Annotated in this window: 16 protein-coding genes and 1 tRNA gene; 12 read left to right on the plus strand and 5 right to left on the minus strand. The window is 68.1% G+C overall.

Features of this window, described 5'->3' with window-relative positions:
• Nucleotides 1–8 precede the first annotated feature (8 nt).
• The 4 genes from QNO00_RS04100 to QNO00_RS04115 all read left to right on the plus strand — a co-directional run bounded on the left by QNO00_RS04100 (nucleotide 9) and on the right by QNO00_RS04115 (nucleotide 4499).
• Entirely contained in the window at nucleotides 9–875 is an 867-nt protein-coding gene (locus QNO00_RS04100; RefSeq protein ID WP_284023716.1) for an FAD:protein FMN transferase, read from the plus strand.
• Nucleotides 872–2398 (plus strand): ferredoxin--NADP reductase, encoded by a 1527-nt coding sequence (locus tag QNO00_RS04105; protein ID WP_284023717.1) that lies wholly within the window; start codon nucleotides 872–874, stop codon nucleotides 2396–2398. The genes QNO00_RS04100 and QNO00_RS04105 overlap by 4 nt, the downstream gene beginning before the upstream one ends.
• Before the next feature lie 143 nt (nucleotides 2399–2541).
• A tRNA-Arg gene (locus QNO00_RS04110) sits at nucleotides 2542–2614 on the plus strand.
• 136 nt (nucleotides 2615–2750) lie between these two features.
• Nucleotides 2751–4499: a pyruvate dehydrogenase gene (locus QNO00_RS04115; protein ID WP_284023718.1), complete on the plus strand. Its 1749-nt coding sequence runs from the start codon at nucleotides 2751–2753 to the stop codon at nucleotides 4497–4499.
• A 4-nt stretch (nucleotides 4500–4503) separates the two neighbouring features.
• Here QNO00_RS04115 and QNO00_RS04120 read toward each other — a convergent pair whose 3' ends face one another.
• The 3 genes from QNO00_RS04120 to QNO00_RS04130 are packed head-to-tail and all read right to left on the minus strand — an operon-like array spanning nucleotide 4504 to nucleotide 7669.
• Nucleotides 4504–5697 (minus strand): ABC transporter permease, encoded by a 1194-nt coding sequence (locus QNO00_RS04120; RefSeq protein ID WP_284023720.1) that lies wholly within the window; start codon nucleotides 5695–5697, stop codon nucleotides 4504–4506.
• Nucleotides 5694–6518 (minus strand): ABC transporter ATP-binding protein, encoded by an 825-nt coding sequence (locus tag QNO00_RS04125; protein ID WP_349643464.1) that lies wholly within the window; start codon nucleotides 6516–6518, stop codon nucleotides 5694–5696. Before QNO00_RS04125 ends, QNO00_RS04120 begins: the two co-directional genes overlap by 4 nt.
• Nucleotides 6515–7669 carry an efflux RND transporter periplasmic adaptor subunit gene (locus QNO00_RS04130; RefSeq protein ID WP_284023721.1) on the minus strand — a complete coding sequence of 385 codons (1155 nt, stop codon included), beginning with the start codon at nucleotides 7667–7669 and terminating at the stop codon, nucleotides 6515–6517. Before QNO00_RS04130 ends, QNO00_RS04125 begins: the two co-directional genes overlap by 4 nt.
• Nucleotides 7670–8032: 363 nt before the next feature.
• On the opposite strand from QNO00_RS04130, the gene QNO00_RS04135 reads away from it, so the two are divergent.
• From QNO00_RS04135 to QNO00_RS04165, 7 genes are all read left to right on the plus strand, one after another.
• Nucleotides 8033–8632, plus strand: a complete 600-nt coding sequence (locus QNO00_RS04135; RefSeq protein WP_284023722.1) for a TetR/AcrR family transcriptional regulator — start codon at nucleotides 8033–8035, stop codon at nucleotides 8630–8632.
• Nucleotides 8629–9603 carry an NADPH:quinone oxidoreductase family protein gene (locus QNO00_RS04140; protein WP_284023723.1) on the plus strand — a complete coding sequence of 325 codons (975 nt, stop codon included), beginning with the start codon at nucleotides 8629–8631 and terminating at the stop codon, nucleotides 9601–9603. The genes QNO00_RS04135 and QNO00_RS04140 overlap by 4 nt, the downstream gene beginning before the upstream one ends.
• Nucleotides 9604–9741: 138 nt before the next feature.
• Complete coding sequence (locus QNO00_RS04145; protein ID WP_284023724.1) at nucleotides 9742–10536, plus strand: ABC transporter ATP-binding protein; 795 nt, start codon at nucleotides 9742–9744, stop codon at nucleotides 10534–10536.
• Entirely contained in the window at nucleotides 10533–11249 is a 717-nt protein-coding gene (locus tag QNO00_RS04150) for an ABC transporter ATP-binding protein (RefSeq protein ID WP_284023725.1), read from the plus strand. The genes QNO00_RS04145 and QNO00_RS04150 overlap by 4 nt, the downstream gene beginning before the upstream one ends.
• On the plus strand, nucleotides 11249–12127 hold the full coding sequence (locus QNO00_RS04155; RefSeq protein WP_284023726.1) for a branched-chain amino acid ABC transporter permease: 879 nt from the start codon (nucleotides 11249–11251) through the stop codon (nucleotides 12125–12127). The genes QNO00_RS04150 and QNO00_RS04155 overlap by 1 nt, the downstream gene beginning before the upstream one ends.
• Complete coding sequence (locus QNO00_RS04160) at nucleotides 12124–13329, plus strand: branched-chain amino acid ABC transporter permease (RefSeq protein ID WP_284023727.1); 1206 nt, start codon at nucleotides 12124–12126, stop codon at nucleotides 13327–13329. Before QNO00_RS04155 ends, QNO00_RS04160 begins: the two co-directional genes overlap by 4 nt.
• Nucleotides 13326–14600 carry an ABC transporter substrate-binding protein gene (locus tag QNO00_RS04165; RefSeq protein WP_284023728.1) on the plus strand — a complete coding sequence of 425 codons (1275 nt, stop codon included), beginning with the start codon at nucleotides 13326–13328 and terminating at the stop codon, nucleotides 14598–14600. The genes QNO00_RS04160 and QNO00_RS04165 overlap by 4 nt, the downstream gene beginning before the upstream one ends.
• 129 nt (nucleotides 14601–14729) lie before the next feature.
• Here the strand turns inward: QNO00_RS04165 and QNO00_RS04170 are convergent, their stop codons facing one another.
• On the minus strand, nucleotides 14730–15182 hold the full coding sequence (locus QNO00_RS04170; RefSeq protein ID WP_284023729.1) for a MaoC family dehydratase: 453 nt from the start codon (nucleotides 15180–15182) through the stop codon (nucleotides 14730–14732).
• Nucleotides 15183–15184: 2 nt separating this feature from the next.
• Nucleotides 15185–15958: a 3-oxoacyl-ACP reductase FabG gene (gene fabG, locus QNO00_RS04175; protein WP_284023730.1), complete on the minus strand. Its 774-nt coding sequence runs from the start codon at nucleotides 15956–15958 to the stop codon at nucleotides 15185–15187.
• 274 nt (nucleotides 15959–16232) lie between these two features.
• On the opposite strand from fabG, the gene QNO00_RS04180 reads away from it, so the two are divergent.
• Entirely contained in the window at nucleotides 16233–17231 is a 999-nt protein-coding gene (locus QNO00_RS04180) for a helix-turn-helix transcriptional regulator (protein WP_229965179.1), read from the plus strand.
• Nucleotides 17232–17236: the final 5 nt, after the last annotated feature.

Here is a 17236-nt window from a genome sequence, read left to right on the forward strand (position 1 = left end):
CTGCCCCCATGCCGGACCTGACCTTCGACGCCATCGGCACCGCCTGGACCATCACCACTGATGAGCCGCTGAGCGGGCAGCAGCGCGATGACGTTGCGGACCTGGTGGCCGGATACGACCGGACCTATTCCCGGTTTCGCCGCGATTCAGTGATCGCTCCGCTGGCGCAGGAGGCCGGGACGGTGCAGCTTCCGCCCTCCGCTGTCCCGCTGCTGCGGCTTTTCGACACCCTGCACCGGCTCACCGGCGGCGCGGTGAATCCGCTGGTGGGGCACTCGCTGGAAAAGCTCGGGTATGACGCCGCCTACTCGTTCTCCAGCTCCGGCCCCTCCGCTGCACCCGACTGGACCCTGACCGCCGGTTGGCGGCAGGCGGAAGACGGGACGCAGCTGAGCACCACGGCGCCGGTCACCTTCGACATCGGTGCGGCCGGCAAGGGCCAGCTCGTTGACCTGGTCTTTGGCCTGCTGCGTGCCGCCGGGCATCGGAATCTCACTGTCGACGCCGGTTCGGACCTGCGGCACGCCGGCGAACGCGGGCTGCGGGTGGCCCTGGAACATCCCTATGACGCCACCCGGGCCATCGGTGTCGTGCCGCTGCGGAACCGCGCCCTCTGCGCGTCCGCCGCGAACCGCCGCGCCTGGGGCGAAGGACTGCACCACATTGTGGACGCCGGAACCGGCCGGCCCGTCGAGGCAGTGGCGGCCACCTGGGTGCTGGCCGAGGACGCCATGACCGCCGACGGCCTGGCCACCGCCCTGTTTTTCACCGACCCGGACCTGCTCGCCGAGGAATTCGCCTTTGACTATGTGCGGATGTTCTCGGACGGGCGGGCCACCTATTCAGATGCCATGGCTGGAGTCCTGTTTTCATGAGCCTTTCCCTGCCCGCTCCGACCCGCCGGCTGGACGCCTTCACCGGCCGCTGGACGATGTACCGCCTCACCGTGTTCCTGCTGCTGGCGATCACGGCCTGGTCATTTGTGCTGTCCTTCGCCGGGCAGCTGTTCTTTGCGCCGGCGGAGCTGGCGGCCACCGCCGTCACCGCCGTCGTTGCCTCGCTGGTCGCCAGCCGGGTGATGGGCCTGCTGTTCCGCACCCGGCCGCAGACCGACTCCTCGCTGATCACCGGGCTGCTGCTCTTTTTCCTGCTGTGGCCCACGACGGACGGAGCCGGGCTGCTGACCGTGGCACTGGCGGCCGGCACCGCCACCGCCTCGAAGTACCTGCTGGCCTGGCGGGGCCGCCATATCTTCAACCCGGCAGCCCTGGGTGCAGCGGTCCTGGCGCTGACCGGGCTGGGCAGCGCCGTCTGGTGGGTGGCGGCGCCGCTGATGCTGGTGGCGGTGCTCCCCGCGGCGGCCCTGGTCCTGTACCGGAACCGGCTGCTGCCCATGGCCGGCGTGTTCCTGCTCGTCTCGGGGCTCATCATCGTTGTGCGGCTCAGCGCCGCCGGGGAACCGCTGACGGGAGCCTTCGGCACGCTTCTGGCCTCCTATCCGGTGCTGTTCTTTGCCGGGTTCATGCTGTCCGAACCGCTGACCCTGCCGCCGCGGCGCCCGCAGCGGCTGCTGGAAGCCGCCGTCGTCGGCGTCCTGTTCGCCGTCCCGCTCAATCTTGGACCGGTTTTCATGTCCCCTGAGCTGGCCCTGCTGGTTGGCAACCTGCTGGCCTTTGCGCTGGCGCCGCGTGCCGGGATCCGGCTGCGGCTGCGTGAGAACCGGGCCCTGACGCCCACCGCGCGGGAGCTGGTGTTTGAACCGGTGCGTCCGCTGCGGTTCCAGCCGGGCCAGTATGTTGAGCTGAGCCTCCCGCACGGCAGCGCCGATGCCCGCGGAACCCGGCGGATCTTCAGCCTCGCCACGGCGCCGGAAGACTCCGCCAGCGTGGCCGTGGGCTTGCGTGCCACCGAACCTGCCAGTTCCTTCAAGACCGCGCTGCTGAAGCTGAAGCCGGGCGCCGTGGTGTCCGCCACGTCAGTGGCCGGAGACTTCCTGCTCCCCCGCGATCCTGCGGCGCCGCTGCTGCTGATCGCTTCCGGCATCGGCATCACTCCGTTCATGAGCCAGCTGCGTTCCCTCGCTGCCGGCGGTTCCGTAACCCGCGACGTCGTCCTGGTGTACGCCGCATCCTCGGTGGACGAGCTGGCGTATGCCGCTGAGCTGCACGGCTTGGGCATCCGCGTCCTGGTCTGCACGCCGACCGATCCGCAGATCAGCGGATGGACGCATCTTGGCCCCGGCCTGCCGGATGGACAGGCCCTTGCTTCGGCTGTTCCGGATGTGGCGCAGCGTGCCGCGTATGTGTCCGGGTCACCTGCTGCCGTGGCGGCGGCGCGTGCCGCGGTCCGGGCTGCCGGCGGCCGTTCCGTGCGGACGGATGCTTTCCTGGGCTACTGACGTTTTTGCCCGGGGAAAGCGCGCACCGGGCGGCCGGTTCCACTGCCGGTTCCGCTGCCGGATTCGGGGACGTTTTCACACGGCGCGCCGGACCTGCTAAGCTTCTTGAGTCCCACAGGACCTGCCGGTTTACCGGCGTCCTTGCCCTCGTAGCTCAGGGGATAGAGCGGTTGCCTCCGGAGCAACAGGCCGTAGGTTCGAATCCTATCGAGGGCACTTTGAATGGGGAGCACCCCGGTCTTCGGACCGGGGTGTTTTCTTTTGCCCGAATCGGGCAGGGTGCTGCCGGGCCTGCCGCATCCGGCTCCGCGGGCCTAGCATGAGAGCCACCGTCGGCACACCGGGAGTTCTCATGGCTAAAACGCTTGCGACCCAACTCATCGACCAGCTGCGCGCCGCGGGCGTCGAACGCATCTACGGGATTGTCGGGGACAGCCTCAATCCGATCGTGGATGCCGTGCGCCGGACGGGAGGAGCCAAAAAGGGCGGCATCGACTGGATTCACGTCCGGCACGAGGAAACGGCGAGCTTCGCCGCCTCCGCCGAGGCCCAGCTGACCGGCCGGCTGGCAGTCTGCGCCGGGTCCTGCGGTCCCGGCAACCTGCACCTCATCAACGGACTGTATGACGCGAACCGCTCCGGGGCTCCCGTGCTGGCCATCGCCTCGCACATACCGACGGTGCAGATCGGCAGCGGATTCTTCCAGGAAACACATCCGGACCGAATCTTCAACGAGTGTTCGGTCTATTCCGAGTTGATCAGCTCCACCGACCAGGCACCGCGGGTGATGCAGAGCGCCATCCAGCACGCCCTCGCAAAAAGCGGAGTTTCAGTGATCACCCTCCCCGGCGATGTTGCCGGGCAGGATGCCTCCGCGCCGACCCCTGCGCCGGCGCACTTTGTCCCTGCCACGGTGGTGCCGGCGCCGGAGAGCGTGCGGGAACTGGCGGATGCGGTGAACAAGGCCCGGAAGGTGGCCCTGTTCGTGGGGATTGGAGTCCAGGGAGCGCACGACGCCGTGACCGGATTCGCCGCGAAGGTCCATGCCCCGGTGGGGCATTCCCTGCGGGGAAAGGACTTCATCCAATATGAGAATCCGTACGACGTCGGGATGACCGGGCTCCTGGGTTACGGCGCCGCGGCGGAGGGGATCAAGGATGCGGACCTCTTGATTCTCCTGGGCACGGATTTCCCCTATAACCAGTTCCTGCCCGGCACCACGACCGCCCAGGTTGACCGGGCCGCGGAGCGGCTGGGCCGCCGCACCGACGTCGACATCGCGGTTCACGGCGATGTGTCCGCCACGCTGCAGGCACTTCTGCCGCTGGTGGAACAGAAACAGGACGACTCTTTCCTGAGGGACATGCTGGCCAAGCACGACCGGCTGATGAACAAGGCGGTTGGGGCCTACACGCACAACGTCGAGCGGATGCGGCCCATCCATCCCGAATATGCCGCTTCCCTCCTGGACCAGACAGCCGCAGAGGATGCGGTTTTCACGGCGGACACCGGGATGTGCAACGTCTGGACTGCCCGGTACATCAACCCGCTGGGCACCCGGCGGCTCATCGGCTCCTATCTGCACGGGTCCATGGCCAACGCCCTTCCCCACGCTGTGGGCGCCCAGCTCGCCTACCCCGGCCGGCAGGTCATCTCGGTCAGCGGCGACGGCGGCCTGGGCATGCTGCTGGGCGAACTGCTGACGGCGCGCATGTACGACCTGCCGTTGAACGTGGTGGTGTTCAATAATTCAACCCTTGGCATGGTCAAGCTGGAAATGCTTGTGGACGGGCTGCCCGACTTCGCCGTGGACGTCAGGGACGTGCACTACGCGGACATTGCCGCGGCCATGGGCTTTCACGCGGTGCGGGTCACCGACCCCGGCGACATCACGCAGGCCTACCGCGACGCATTTGCCAATCCCGGGCCGTCGCTGGTGGAGCTGATCACTGATCCGAATGCCCTGTCCATTCCACCCAAAATCACCACCGAGCAGGTCCTCGGCTTTGCCACTGCCCTGTCCAGGGTCGTCCTGAACCGGGGTGCCGGGGAGGCCGTCAGCATGGCGCGAAGCAATCTGCGGAACCTGCCCCGCTCCTGACCGGTCAGTAGCGGATGGCGTCGATGACCTTCACCCGCACCGCCACCAGCGCCGGAATCAGTCCGGCCAGCGCCCCCACAGCGGTGGCGGCCCCCAGACCAATCAGTGCCGCCTCCAGCGGAAACGGCGGCAGCTCGCTGATCCCGGAGGCCACGGCGCGCTGGATCACCGGCAGCTTGACCACGGCGACGGCGGCCATGACCCCCAGTACTCCGGCCACGAAGGTCGCCACCACGGATTCCAGCATCACGCCGAAGAAGATGCGCCCCGACGTCGCCCCGAAGCTGCGGCGGATACCGATCTCCCGAACGCGGTACTTCACCGTGACCATGGAAATGTTCAACAGCCCCACGGCGCCGAGCAGCATCACCAGCGCGGCGATCCCGGCCACTGCCCACTGCAGCCCGCCGAACGGATCTCCCCAGGCGGCATAGTCGGACCGGTGCGCGTCAACCTGCATTCCGGGAAACTGCGCCTGCAGATCGGCGGTGACGGCGGCCCGCAGCGGGTCGCTGAGTTCCTCGGGAATCCACAGTTCCAAGTCGGGGATTCCCATCGGCAGCCCGAGCCTGGCGTACGCTCCGGAGAGCATCATCGCCTGGGGATACTCCCCTGCGTACTGTTCCCGCGTCACGCCCACGATCACGGCATCGACCGGTTGCCCCGCAGAAATGGGAATCACCGGGTCCACGGCGAGGTCGGGACGCCCGATTGCTGCGTAGAGGGCCTCGTTGACGACGACGGCGGGGGCCAGCCGTTCGGCGTCGGCCGCGGTGAACCAGGCGCCCTCCACCATCGGCACCCGCCGCATCACCCTGTAGTCCGGTTCGACCACCACCGTGGTCGCCTGCGTCACGCCGTTCGGCAGCTGAAAGGGCACAGCTCCCGTGAAAATCGTGGATGAATACTCAATGGAGTAGCGTTCCGCCAGCTCCCGGAAAGCAACCGCAGCCGCTGCGGGATCGGGGCTGGTTCCGTCGTTGCTGTACATCGTCAGGGACAGGGTCGCGGGCCTGCCGGACTGCGCCTCGTTGCCCTGGGCAATCGATTCCCGGACCATGTTGCCCAGGCCCACCACTGTTGTCAGCGCGGCCACAGACAGAGCCACGCCGATCAGCGCCAGCAGCACCCTTGTCTTGTGGATGCGCAGCTCGGCCCACGCCTCCACCAGGGGGCCCACGATTCCGGAGAGACTCACGCCGCCACCGCCAGCCCCGGCGCCAGCCGGCCCTCCTGCAGCAGGAAGTGCTCCTGCGCCAGGGCCGCAACGTGTGGATCATGCGTGATGGTCACCAGTGCAGCGCCGGATTCCGCGGCCACCTCGGCCAGCAGGGCCATCACTGACTGCCCGGTGGCGATGTCCAGGGCGCCGGTCGGCTCATCCGCCAGGATCAGCCGGGGCGAGCGGACCAGGGCGCGGGCAATTGCCACGCGCTGCTGCTCCCCGCCGGAGAGCTTCCGGGGCCGGTCCTGCAGGCGGTTGCCCAGCCCCACCCTCTCCAGCATCCGGGCAGCGAGGCGCTCGCGCTGCCAGAACTGCCGACCGCGCGCATACAGCAGAGGGGTCATGACGTTTTCCAGGGCCGTGCGCTCCGCCAGCAGGTTGAACTGCTGAAAGATGAAGCCGACGGCGGCTCCCCGGGCGAGCGCGCGGCGCTTCTCGTTCATCCGTTCCACGGGAACACCGTCAAAGGTCATGGTTCCCGAGGTGGGCACGTCCAGCAGGCCCAGAATGTTCAGAAGAGTTGATTTGCCCGAACCGGAGCGGCCCACGATGGAGAGGTGGTCCCCGGGGTACACGGTGAGGTCCACACCGGAGAGGATCTGCAGGATTTCATGGTCGGGCAGGCCGACTGCACGGGTGACCTGCGACAGCACCACCAGCGGTTCCTGCTGTGCCTGAGGTTCCTGCTGTATCTGCTCTGTCTGCCCGGCGTGCCCTGCCTGCTCTGCCTGCTGTGCCTGCTCTGTCTGCTCTGTCTGCTCTGTCTGCCGGGGTTGCCCGGCCTGCAGACTCATCCGCCCATCACCCCGGGCATGCCGTTCATCGGATCGCCCTCCGCGGGGGCGCCGGGAACAAATTGGAGGACCATTTCGCCTTCCACCAGCCCGGAGGTGATTTCCACCAGCTGTCCGTCGTTCAGCCCCAGCGTCACTTCCCGTTCCACGGCCTCCGCGCCGCCCATCGCCGCACCTTCGGCCCCCGGGTCCGCAACGGCGCCGCCGTCGACTGCGCCTTCCGCTTCCGGCGCCGGAGCGCCGCCGGGCATGACCCAGACAAGGCCGGTCTGCACCGCTCCCTGCACCGCCGTCGTCGGCACCGTAATCACCCCTTCAGCCTGCCCGGCGGTGATGTCAATGGCCGCGCCGAGTCCGGAAAAGACCGGAACGTCCGCCGGAATGCTGCAGCTCACGCTGCCGGCTGCCGGAGCTTCCGGCTCCGCCGGCTGTCCCGGCCCGGCCTGCTGTGCCTGAGTGCTGATGCCGGGCTCCGCTGCCGGGGTCCTGCCCATGGTGACATCGCTGCACGGGAAGGGAGCCGGCCCTCCGTTGACGGTGACCATGGCGGTGTTGGCCCGGCCCAGGATGCGGAACTGCTGATCGGAGGTGAGGGTTCCCGAGACGGAAAACGTGCCCGGATCCACAGTGGCAACGTCAGCACCAACCGAGAGCTGCTGCTTGGGCAGCACCGACAGCTGCGCAACGGTTCCGTCAGCGGTGGCGAGCACATCGGCATAGGAGTACACGGGCGCCGGCGGAGAGTCGGCGGACCGGCCCGGGGACTCATCGGCGGACGAACCGGCGTCGGAGGGATCCTCGCCGGCTGCCGGCACCTCCGGCTCCACGAGGGTTTTCACCTGGAACAGGGGCGCACCCGCGATGACTTCATCGCCGGCCTGCACATAGATGAAGTCCACTGTTCCGTCGCTGGTGCTTTTCACCGTGACCGCCGGATCGCTCACCACTGATCCCTGCACCTGGACAAGGTTGGTCACCGTCCCCAGGGCTGCCGGAACAAGCGGAGTGCTGAGTTGGGCGCTCGCCTGTTCACCCCCGCCGGCGGCATCGGCCTTCAGGCCGTCGATGAACGCGAGCTTGAAGAGGGCCGCTGCTATCACGGCAAAAACCACCAGCCACAGGACTGGAAAGACATAGCGGCGCACAAGCATCGGTTCCCCCGTCGAAGCAATCTCCCCCGGCAGTAAGCAGCACCGATTGCAACGGGACGCTACCAGCCCGCTTCCCCGCGGCGGTTACATGACACGGCAGCGCGGCGACAGGACACGGCAGCGGACCCGCCGGCGGAAAAGCGCAGAAGATTCCGATGGTCGAAGGCGGCTCTTTCTTCGGAGCTCTCCTCACTTCTGCGGGGATCTCCTCGGAAGCCCGGGAATTCTTTCGGCAAAACCCTTGCGGACAACGGGTGCGCTGACGGTATGGTGATCCCACATACCAACCGGTCGGTTCCCGCCGTCGTCCCAGGCGGCGCACCGCCCGGTACGAGACTCCACGAGAAACACGGAACACCGCGCATGAAGACCATGAACATCAAGGAAGAACTGGCCCGCGTCTCCGTCGAGCTCTTTTCCAGCCAAGGCTACGCCAAGACCAGCGTGCAGCAGATCGTCGACGCCGCCGGCGTCACCAAGGGCGCGCTCTACCACTACTTCAATTCCAAAGACGACCTGCTGTTCGACATTTACGACCGGATCCTTACCCTGCAGCACCGCAACCTCGACGAGATTATCGCCCGTGGCCTTCCGGTGGAGCAGACGGTCCGCCTGGTCTGCGAAGACGTCATCGTCACCTCGATTGAATGGATCCGCGAGGGGTCCGTCTTCTTCCGCTCCCAGCACATGCTCAGCCCCGACCGGATGGAGGCGGTGAAAATCCGACGGCGCCAGTACGGCGAGGTTTTCGGTTCACTGATCACCCGCGGCCGGGAGGAGGGCACCTTCCGGAACGACATTCCCACCGCAGTCCTCGTTGCCAACTTCTTCGCCAACCCGCACTACCTCTCGTTCTGGTACCAGCCCTCCGGGGCGCTGTCCAAACACCAGGTCGCAAAACAGCTGACCGACCTGTACCTCGCCGGGCTGCGGCCTGCCCCACCGGAAGGATCCGCCGAATGAAGGCCTGGAACGTAGTTACCAATGCCGAGCCGCGCGAGGCCCTGCGCCTGACCGAACAGCCCTCGCCGGTCGCGGCACCGGGCCGCCTGGTGCTGTCCACCCTGGCAGTGGCACTGAATTTTCCCGACGTGCTGCTGTGCCGCGGGGAATACCAGGAAAAGCCGCCGCTGCCTTTCGTTCCGGGCATTGAGCTGTGCGGCACCGTCACGGGGATCGGCGACGGCGTCACGGGCTTCCATCTGGGCGACCGCGTCATTGCCTCGCATCTGGGCGTCATGGCCGAGGAGGTGCAGGTCCCGGCAGCCTCGGCGTTTCCCGCACCGGCCTCCCTCTCCGACGCCGAGGCCGCAGCCCTGTGCATTGGTTATCAAACCGGATACTTCGGCCTCCACCGCCGGGCACGGATCGCTCCCGCCGAGGCCCTGCTGGTGCATGCTGCAGCAGGCGGAGTCGGCACGGCAGCGGTCCAGCTGGGCAAGGCGGCGGGAGCCACCGTGATCGGCGTCGTCGGCAACGAGGCCAAGCGCCTGGTGGCACAAGAAGCCGGAGCGGATCTGGTGGTCAACCGCACCACCGAAGATTTCGTGGAGGTGGTCAAGAGCGCCACCGGCGGGCGGGGCGCTGACGTAATCTACGACCCCGTGGGCGGCGAGACCTTCGAGCGGTCCACCCGCTGCATCGCCTTTGAAGGCCGGATTGTCGTGGTTGGTTTTGCCGGAGGCACCCTGCAGTCGGCCCGCATGAACCACGCCCTGGTCAAAAACTACTCCCTGTTGGGCCTGCACTGGGCGCTCTATGCGAAGAAGGCGCCGCAGCTGGTCGCCGAAGCGCATGAGCAGCTCACGCTGCTGGCGGACAAGGGCCTGATCCGTCCGCTGGTCACCGAAATTGTTCCGTTCGAGTCAGCGCCCGACGCCGTGCAGCGCCTCGGCGACGGCTTCACCGCCGGGCGGGTGGTGCTGACCCGGTAGCCGCTCCGTCCGCCGTCCGCCGTCCGCCGTCCCCTGCCGTCCCCTGTCCGCCGCCCACCGTATACCGACCCCGGGTCCTGCCCCGCACGCCAAGCGTCGCCGAGTACCGCACCTCTTCACCGAGACAATGGAGTCCGCATGAACGAGCTACATACCGACCAGTCGGTTTTACCGCCCCGCCTGCGCTTCAACGAGGTCAGCGTGCGCTTCGGCGGCCTCACGGCGCTGGACGCGGTGTCCCTCGAGGTTCCGGCCGGCACCGTGGTCGGCATCATCGGCCCCAACGGAGCCGGGAAAACGACGCTGTTCAATGTGGTCTGCGGTTTCAGCACGCCCGCTGCAGGTTCCCTGGAGCTCGACGGCGAGGCCTTCCGCCCCAAGCGCCACCGTCTTGTCCGCCACGGGGTCTCCCGAACCCTGCAGGGGCTGGGGCTGTTTCCCGGCCTCACCGTGCTGGAGAACGTGATGCTCGGCCTGGAAGGCACCGCGCGGCACAACGCCCTGCAGGATGCCCTGCTCCTGCCGCGGTCCCGGCACGGCGAGGCGCAGCTGCGGGACCGCGGACTCCGGGCGCTGGATGACCTGGGCATCGCCAACCGGGCGACCGCCCTCCCGGACACGCTGCCGTACGGAGTCCGCAAGAAGGTGGCGCTGGCACGGGCGCTGGCGGGCGCGCCCCGGCTCCTGCTCCTGGACGAACCCGCCGGCGGGCTCGCCCACGAGGACATCGAGGAGCTGGCGGAGATCATCCGCAGGATTCCGCAAACCGGCTGCTCAGTGGTGCTTGTGGAGCACCATGTGGACCTGGTGATGAGTGTCTGCGAGCGCATTGCGGTCCTGGATTTCGGCAAGCTGATCGCCGAGGGAACACCGGCGGAGATCGGCGCCAATCCGGCGGTCACCGACGCTTATCTGGGGGTGGAGCCGGCATGAGCGATTTGCTGGTCCTGGACTCGGTGAGCGCCGGCTACGGCCCCATTCCCGTGCTGCACGGCGTCAGCCTCACGGTGGCGGCGGGGAGCATCACCGCCGTCGTCGGCGCCAACGGTGCGGGCAAGACCACCCTGCTGCGCACCGTTGTCGGCCAGCTGCGGCCCACGGGTGGCAGCATTCACTTCGACGGCGCGGATCTCGCCGCCGTCAAAGTGGAGGACATGGTTCGGCGCGGCATCGCGCTGGTGCCGGAGGGACGCGGAGTCATTACCGAGCTCAGCGTGGACGAGAACCTGCGCCTGGGCGGGCTGTGGCGCCGCGACCGGGCCGCCGCCTCCGCCCTGCTTGCCCGGATGTATGAACTCTTCGAGCCGCTGGACCGCCGACGCAAGGCTGCCGGGCACCAGCTGTCCGGCGGCGAACGCCAGATGCTCGCCCTCGGCCGGGCACTCATGGCCGGACCCCGCCTGCTGCTGCTCGATGAACCGTCCCTTGGCCTGGCGCCGCGGATCACGGCCCAGATCCTGGGCCTGCTGCGCAGCTTGCGCGAGGACACCGGCCTGACCGTCCTCCTGATCGAGCAGAACGTCCGCAGCGCGCTCGCTGTGGCCGACGACGGCGTCGTCCTCAACCTGGGCAGTGTTGTCGCCTCCCGCCCCGCTGCCGACCTGGCCGCGGATACCGACCTTCGCCACACCTATCTGGGGTTCTGATGGACAGATTTCTCTTCCTCACCGTCGACGGCCTGGCGCGCGGCGCCGTGCTGGCTGCCTTCGCGCTCTCCCTCGTCATCATCTGGCGCGCCGCCCGCATCGTGAACTTCGCGCAGGGTGCCATGGCGGTGGCCACCACCTACGTCGCCTTCACCGTCACCAGCGCCACCGGCAGCTATTGGCTGGGCCTGGCATCCGCCGTCGTGGCGGGACTGGTCCTGGGCGCCCTGGTCGAGCGGACCGTTATGCGCTTCGTGGGGAACACCTCCCCGTTGAACTCGGTGATCGCCGGACTGGGGCTGCTGCTGGTGATCCAGGCCGTCCTGGGCATGATCTTCGGAAACGGCTACAAATCGATGGCCACGCCGTTCAGCACCTCACCGATCTCCCTGGGCGGCGTCAGCGCCGTCTCCCCCTACGATCTGTTCATCTTCGCCTGCATAGCGGCGATCGTGGCGGGCCTGGCCCTGCTCTTCACGAGGACTTCCCTGGGACTGCGGCTGCGCGCGGCCGCCTTCGCCCCGGAACTGGCCCGGCTGCTCGGGGTGCGGTCCTCCCGCATGCTGACCCTGGGCTGGGCGTTGTCCTCCGCGGTCGGAGCACTGGCGGCCCTGCTGATCATCCCCACCGAACTGGGGCTGAACCCGCACGCGGTCGACACCGTCTTTGTCTATGCCTTCACCGTCGCCGTGGTGGGCGGGCTGGATTCCGCCGGAGGTGCTGTCGCCGGAGGCCTCGCCGTCGGCGTGGTGCTCAGCTGGGTCAGCGGCTATCTCGGCGCCACCCTGGCCCCGATCGCCGTGCTGGTGCTTCTTCTGGCCGTGCTGCTCCTGCGCCCTGCCGGACTGTTCTCGATGACTAAGGAGCGCACGGTATGAACCCTTTCCGCACCCTGCTGATTGCCGCGGCAGCCGCCGGCCTGCTGATCGGGCTGACCTTTGTGGTGGAACCGTACACGTCCTACCAGCTGGCCACGGTGTGCGCCTATCTGTGCGCGGTGGCCGGCCTGACCGTGCTCACCGGCACCGGCGGCCAGCTCTCCCTGGGGCAGGCGGCGCTGATGGCCGCCGGCGCGTACGCCTATGCCCTCTCCGCCAACGCCCTGGCCGAGGCCGGGATCGAAGGCCCGCTCCTGCTGCTGGCCCCGCTCGTTGCCGCCGTGCTGGGCGCCGCGGTGCTGGGCCTGATCATCGGCTGCGCCGCCGGGCGGCTGCACGGTCCCTATCTGGCCGGCTTCACCATGGCGCTGGTCGTGGCCATTCCGGCGGTCACCAGCACCTTTTCCGGCGTGCTCGGCGGAGATCAGGGACTGTGGATCACGGTGGAAAAGCGCCCGGCTTCGCTGCGCGGCATCGTCAGCAACGAGCAGTGGCAGTCCTGGCTGGCGATTATCTGCGCCGTCGCCGTCATGGTTGTCCTGAACAACCTGCTGCGCGGACGCTTCGGGCGCCAGCTGCGGGCGGTGCGCGACAGCGACGCAGCCGCCTCCCTCTCCGGCGTCAACGTTGCCCGAACCAAGATCGCGTCCTTCACCGTCAGCGCCGCCGCCGCCGGACTGGGCGGCGGCCTGCTCGCCTACATCACGCAAAGTGCCAGCCCGGGAGCGTATTCGCTGGTCCTGTCCCTGTACCTGCTGATGGCGGCCGTCATTGGCGGGATCGGCTCGCTCACCGGCGCCGTCTGGGGCGCCCTGATCCTGGTGTTCCTGCCCTACTCCATCAATTCCCTCACCGCAGACCTTCCGGTCTCCGCCGACGTCGCCCAGCGGCTGGACGGAAACCTGGCCATCGCGGTGTTCGGGACTGTCCTGGTGCTGGTGATCCTGCTCGCCCCGCGCGGCATTCAGGGGCTGCTCTCCGCAGCCGCACGCAGGATTCGCGGCCGGCGCTCCCCCGCCGCCGGGCGGCCGTCGTCGTCATCCGCGGCGTCGGCGTCGGCGGGCTTCCCGCACCCCGCCGACGGCGAAGCTGCTCCCGAAACTTCCGGTGAAGCCTCTTCCGATGTCTCCGGCACTGCCGGTTCGGCATCGGGTTCCCCTCCCCTGCCAGTGAATCTATCCACCACGAAAGGCCAGCAATGACCAGAACCAAGTACACAGTCCTTGCCGCCGCCGTCACGGCGGCCCTCGCCCTGGGCTCCTGCGGGTCCTCAGGGGGCGGTGAATCCGCCGAGGCCGAAGACGTGCCCGGCATCACCGACACCACCGTCAAGGTGGGAACCCACCAGCCCCTCACCGGCCCCGCCGCCGCCGGCTATGCCTCCATCTCGCCGGCAACGAAGGCCTACTTCGACTACGTCAACGCCAACGGCGGCGTGCACGGCCGCACCATCGAATACAGCGTCAAGGACGACGGCTACAACCCCGCGAACACGCAGAGCGTGGTGCGGGAGCTGGTGCTCCAGGACGAAGTGTTCGCCCTGGTCGGCGGCCTGGGCACACCGCCGCACAGCTCGGTGCTGGATTTCCTGAACGACAACGAGGTTCCGGACCTCTTTGTCGCCTCGGGCAGCCCGACGTGGAACCAGCCCGAGGAGTATCCGTACACCTACGGCTTCATGCAGGACTACGACACCGAAGCCAAGGTCCTGGCCACCTATGTGCAGGAGGAGTTTCCGGACGGCACGTACTGCCTCTTCGGGCAGGACGACGATTTCGGCGCCGACTTCAAGACCGGGCTCGAGTCGGCGCTGGGCAGTGACGGGCTGGCCAGCTCGCAGGTCTACTCCACGGCAAACACCGACGTCGCCGCGCAGATCAGCGCCCTGCAGGCGGCCGGCTGCGACGTGAACTTCCTGGCCTCGATCAACGGATTCAGCGCCCAGGCCATCGGGACCGCCGCCAAGCTGGGCTACTTTCCGAAGTGGGCAGCGTCTTCCGCCGGCGGCGACTACAACACCCTGGCCAGCTACCTCGGAGAAAACACCGACAAGCTCCCGGAGGGCTTCATCAGCGCCAACTATCTTCCGGCCTACTCCGACGAGACGGACGAGTGGACGGCGAAGTTCTCCGAAATCAACGAGGAGTACAACCCCGGGGCGGAGTTCGACGGCAACACCATCTTCGGCATGTCAGTGGGCTACCTCTTTGTTGAGGCCTTGAAGGAAGCCGGCGAGAACCCCACCCGGGAGTCGCTGCTGGAGGCGCTCGAATCGGGCAACGTCAAGGGCAACGGGCACGTGCCGCTGGGCTTCAGCGCGGACAGCCACGCCGGTTACACCGGCGGAATGATCACGCTCGTCTCCGGCGGCGTGCAGTCCTACACCGGCACCCCGTACGCGGTTGACGGCGATTCGGTCAGCCCCTACACCGAGGAGCGCCCCGCCATGCCGGCGAACGGCATCCCGCAGTGACCGGATCCCTCAGTAACCGAATCCCGAAGTAGTTAGATCCCGCCGCAAGGCTAGGCAACCGCCAAGGGCCCTGCACATCAACTGATGTGCAGGGCCCTTTCGGGCTGATCGAGCCGCTTCGCCGCGGCGTCAGGCCATGACGTACAGGGAAATGGACTCGGCAACCGCTGCCGGTTTGTCCGCCCCCTCCAGCTCCACGGTGACGTTGGAGATGACCCGGACACCCGCAGGGGTGATGTCCACCTTGGCCAGCTCGGACACCGTCCGCACCCGGCTGTTCACGCGCACCGGATGGGGAAAGCGCACGCGGTCCAGCCCGTAGTTGATGCCCATGACCGTCCCGTCCACGCTCATCCGGCCGGAGGCGAGCGCCGGCAGCAGCGAGAGGATCAGGAAGCCGTGAGCGATGGTGGCCCCGAAGGGCCCCGCCGCGGCGCGCTCGGGATCGGTGTGGATCCACTGATGGTCATCGGTTGCGTCGGCGAACCGGTCGATGCGGTCCTGGTCGATGGTGATCCAGTCGCTGGTCTCCCGCGTTCCAACCGCGGCTTCCAGCTCATCTACAGAAGCAAAGTGTGCCATGGTCAGTCCCTCGGTCCGCCGGCGACGTACAACACCTGTCCGGAGACAAAAGATGCTTCCTCCCGGATGAAGAACGACGCCGCCGCGGCGATGTCGGCGGGCCGGCCCGCCCGCCCCACGGGAATGTCGGCGGCTGCCTGCCGGATGAACTCCTCATAGGGAACACCGACGCGCTCCGCCGTAGCCCGGGTCATGGCGGTTTCGATCAGCCCGGGGGCGATGGCGTTGACCGTCACGTTGTAGCGGCCCAGTTCGACGGCGAGGGTCTTGGTGAACCCCTGCAGCCCCGCCTTGGCGGCGGCGTAGTTGGCCTGGCCGCGGTTGCCCAGCGCCGAGGTGCTGGACAGGTTGACGATGCGGCCCCATTTTTCCCGCACCTGGTGGACCTGCACCGCACGGCTCATCAGGAATGCCCCGCGCAGGTGCACGCTCATGACCGCATCCCAGTCCGTGTCGGTCATTTTGAACAGCAGGTTGTCCCGCAGGATCCCCGCGTTGTTGACCAGGATGGTGGGTGCGCCCAGCTCCTCGGCGATGCGCGCCACCGCGGAGTCCACGGCGGCGGCATCGGAAACGTCGGCTCCCACCCCCACCGTCTTGCCGCCGGAGTTGTTAATGGCCTCAACCGTGCCCGCGGTGTCCTCTTCGCGGAGGTCAAGGACGGCAACGCGGTGGCCGTCGGCGGCGAGCCGGGACGCGATGGCGGCGCCGATGCCTCGGCCCGCTCCCGTGACGACGGCGGTGCGCTGTTCAGGTGGTGCCGGAAACTCGGTCATGGCTCTCCTTCGAGCTGAAGCGGATTCTGTCGTCCGCCGAGCGTACCGACCGGGCGGTACGGGCGCAATGAAATCCGCAACCGGACCGGCTAGCCTGCGGCCACGGAACCCCGGAACGCCCGGCGGTACGCAGCGGGGCTGGCGCCGACGTCGCGGTGGAAATTCGTACCTTCCGCCGATCCGCTGAACAGCGCTGCACGCATATGGCCGCCGAGCCCTGAACAATTGCAGATCAGGACAGCTTCTGTCCTCGGGCGGGAGTAACTTGGTGACCATGTTGGAAACCTCAGCACGCCTGCTGCACCTGCTGTCGCTGCTGCAAATGAGGCGGGAGTGGACCGGCGCCGCGCTGGCGGAACGGATGACGGTCACCGAACGGACGGTCCGCCGCGACATCAGCAAGCTGCGCAGCCTGGGCTATCCGATCTCGGCGTCCCCGGGCATTGCCGGCGGCTATCAGCTCGGGTCCGGAGCCCAGCTGCCGCCGCTGCTGCTCGACGACGACGAAGCGCTCGCCGTCGCCCTCGGACTGGCCGCCGTCGCCACCGGCCCGGTCGCCGGCATCGGCGAAGCTTCGGTCCGTGCCCTGGCCAAGCTGGAACAGGTGCTGCCGGGCCGCCTGCGGCCCAAGTTTTCCGCGCTCCGCCAGTCAGTCAGCGTCCTCGCCGGGAACGCCGCGAGTGTTGATCCGCAAACCCTCACGGCCCTCTCCGGAGCCATCGCCGAACAGCGGGTGGTCGCCTTCCGCTACACCGCCGTCGGCGCCGCCCCGGGACGGCGCCTGGTGGAACCGTACAAGCTGGTCAGCACCGGCCGGCGGTGGTACCTGGCCGCCTGGGACCTGGAACGGCAGGACTGGCGGACCTTCCGCATGGACCGCTGCCAGAGCATCCCGGCCGTCCGCGAGCGCTTCTTCCCCCGGCCCCTGCCGGCTAGGGACATGGCCGCCTACGTGCAGGATTCGATTACCCGCTTTCCGTCCCGGTACGACGTCGTCCTGCGGCTGGCGGCGCCGCTCGCCGATCTGCGGGACCGGATCCCGCCCGAAGCCGCCACGCTGGAAGCCGACGGTCCGGAATCGACGATCCTGCGGGGCGGCTGGGACTCGCTGGACCTGCCCCTGATGTATCTGGCCGGATTGGGCGTCGACTTCGAGATCCTGGCGCCTGCCGAAATGCGGGAACAGGCCAGTGCCGCCGCTTCCCTGCTCCTCCGGGCCGCCGCCGTCCAGCCGTCGGCGGAATCCGGGAAAGCTGCCGGTTCCAGCCACTAGACTGG

The sequence above is a fragment of the Arthrobacter sp. zg-Y1219 genome (assembly GCF_030125545.1).
Taxonomy (GTDB): Bacteria; Actinomycetota; Actinomycetes; order Actinomycetales; family Micrococcaceae; genus Arthrobacter_B.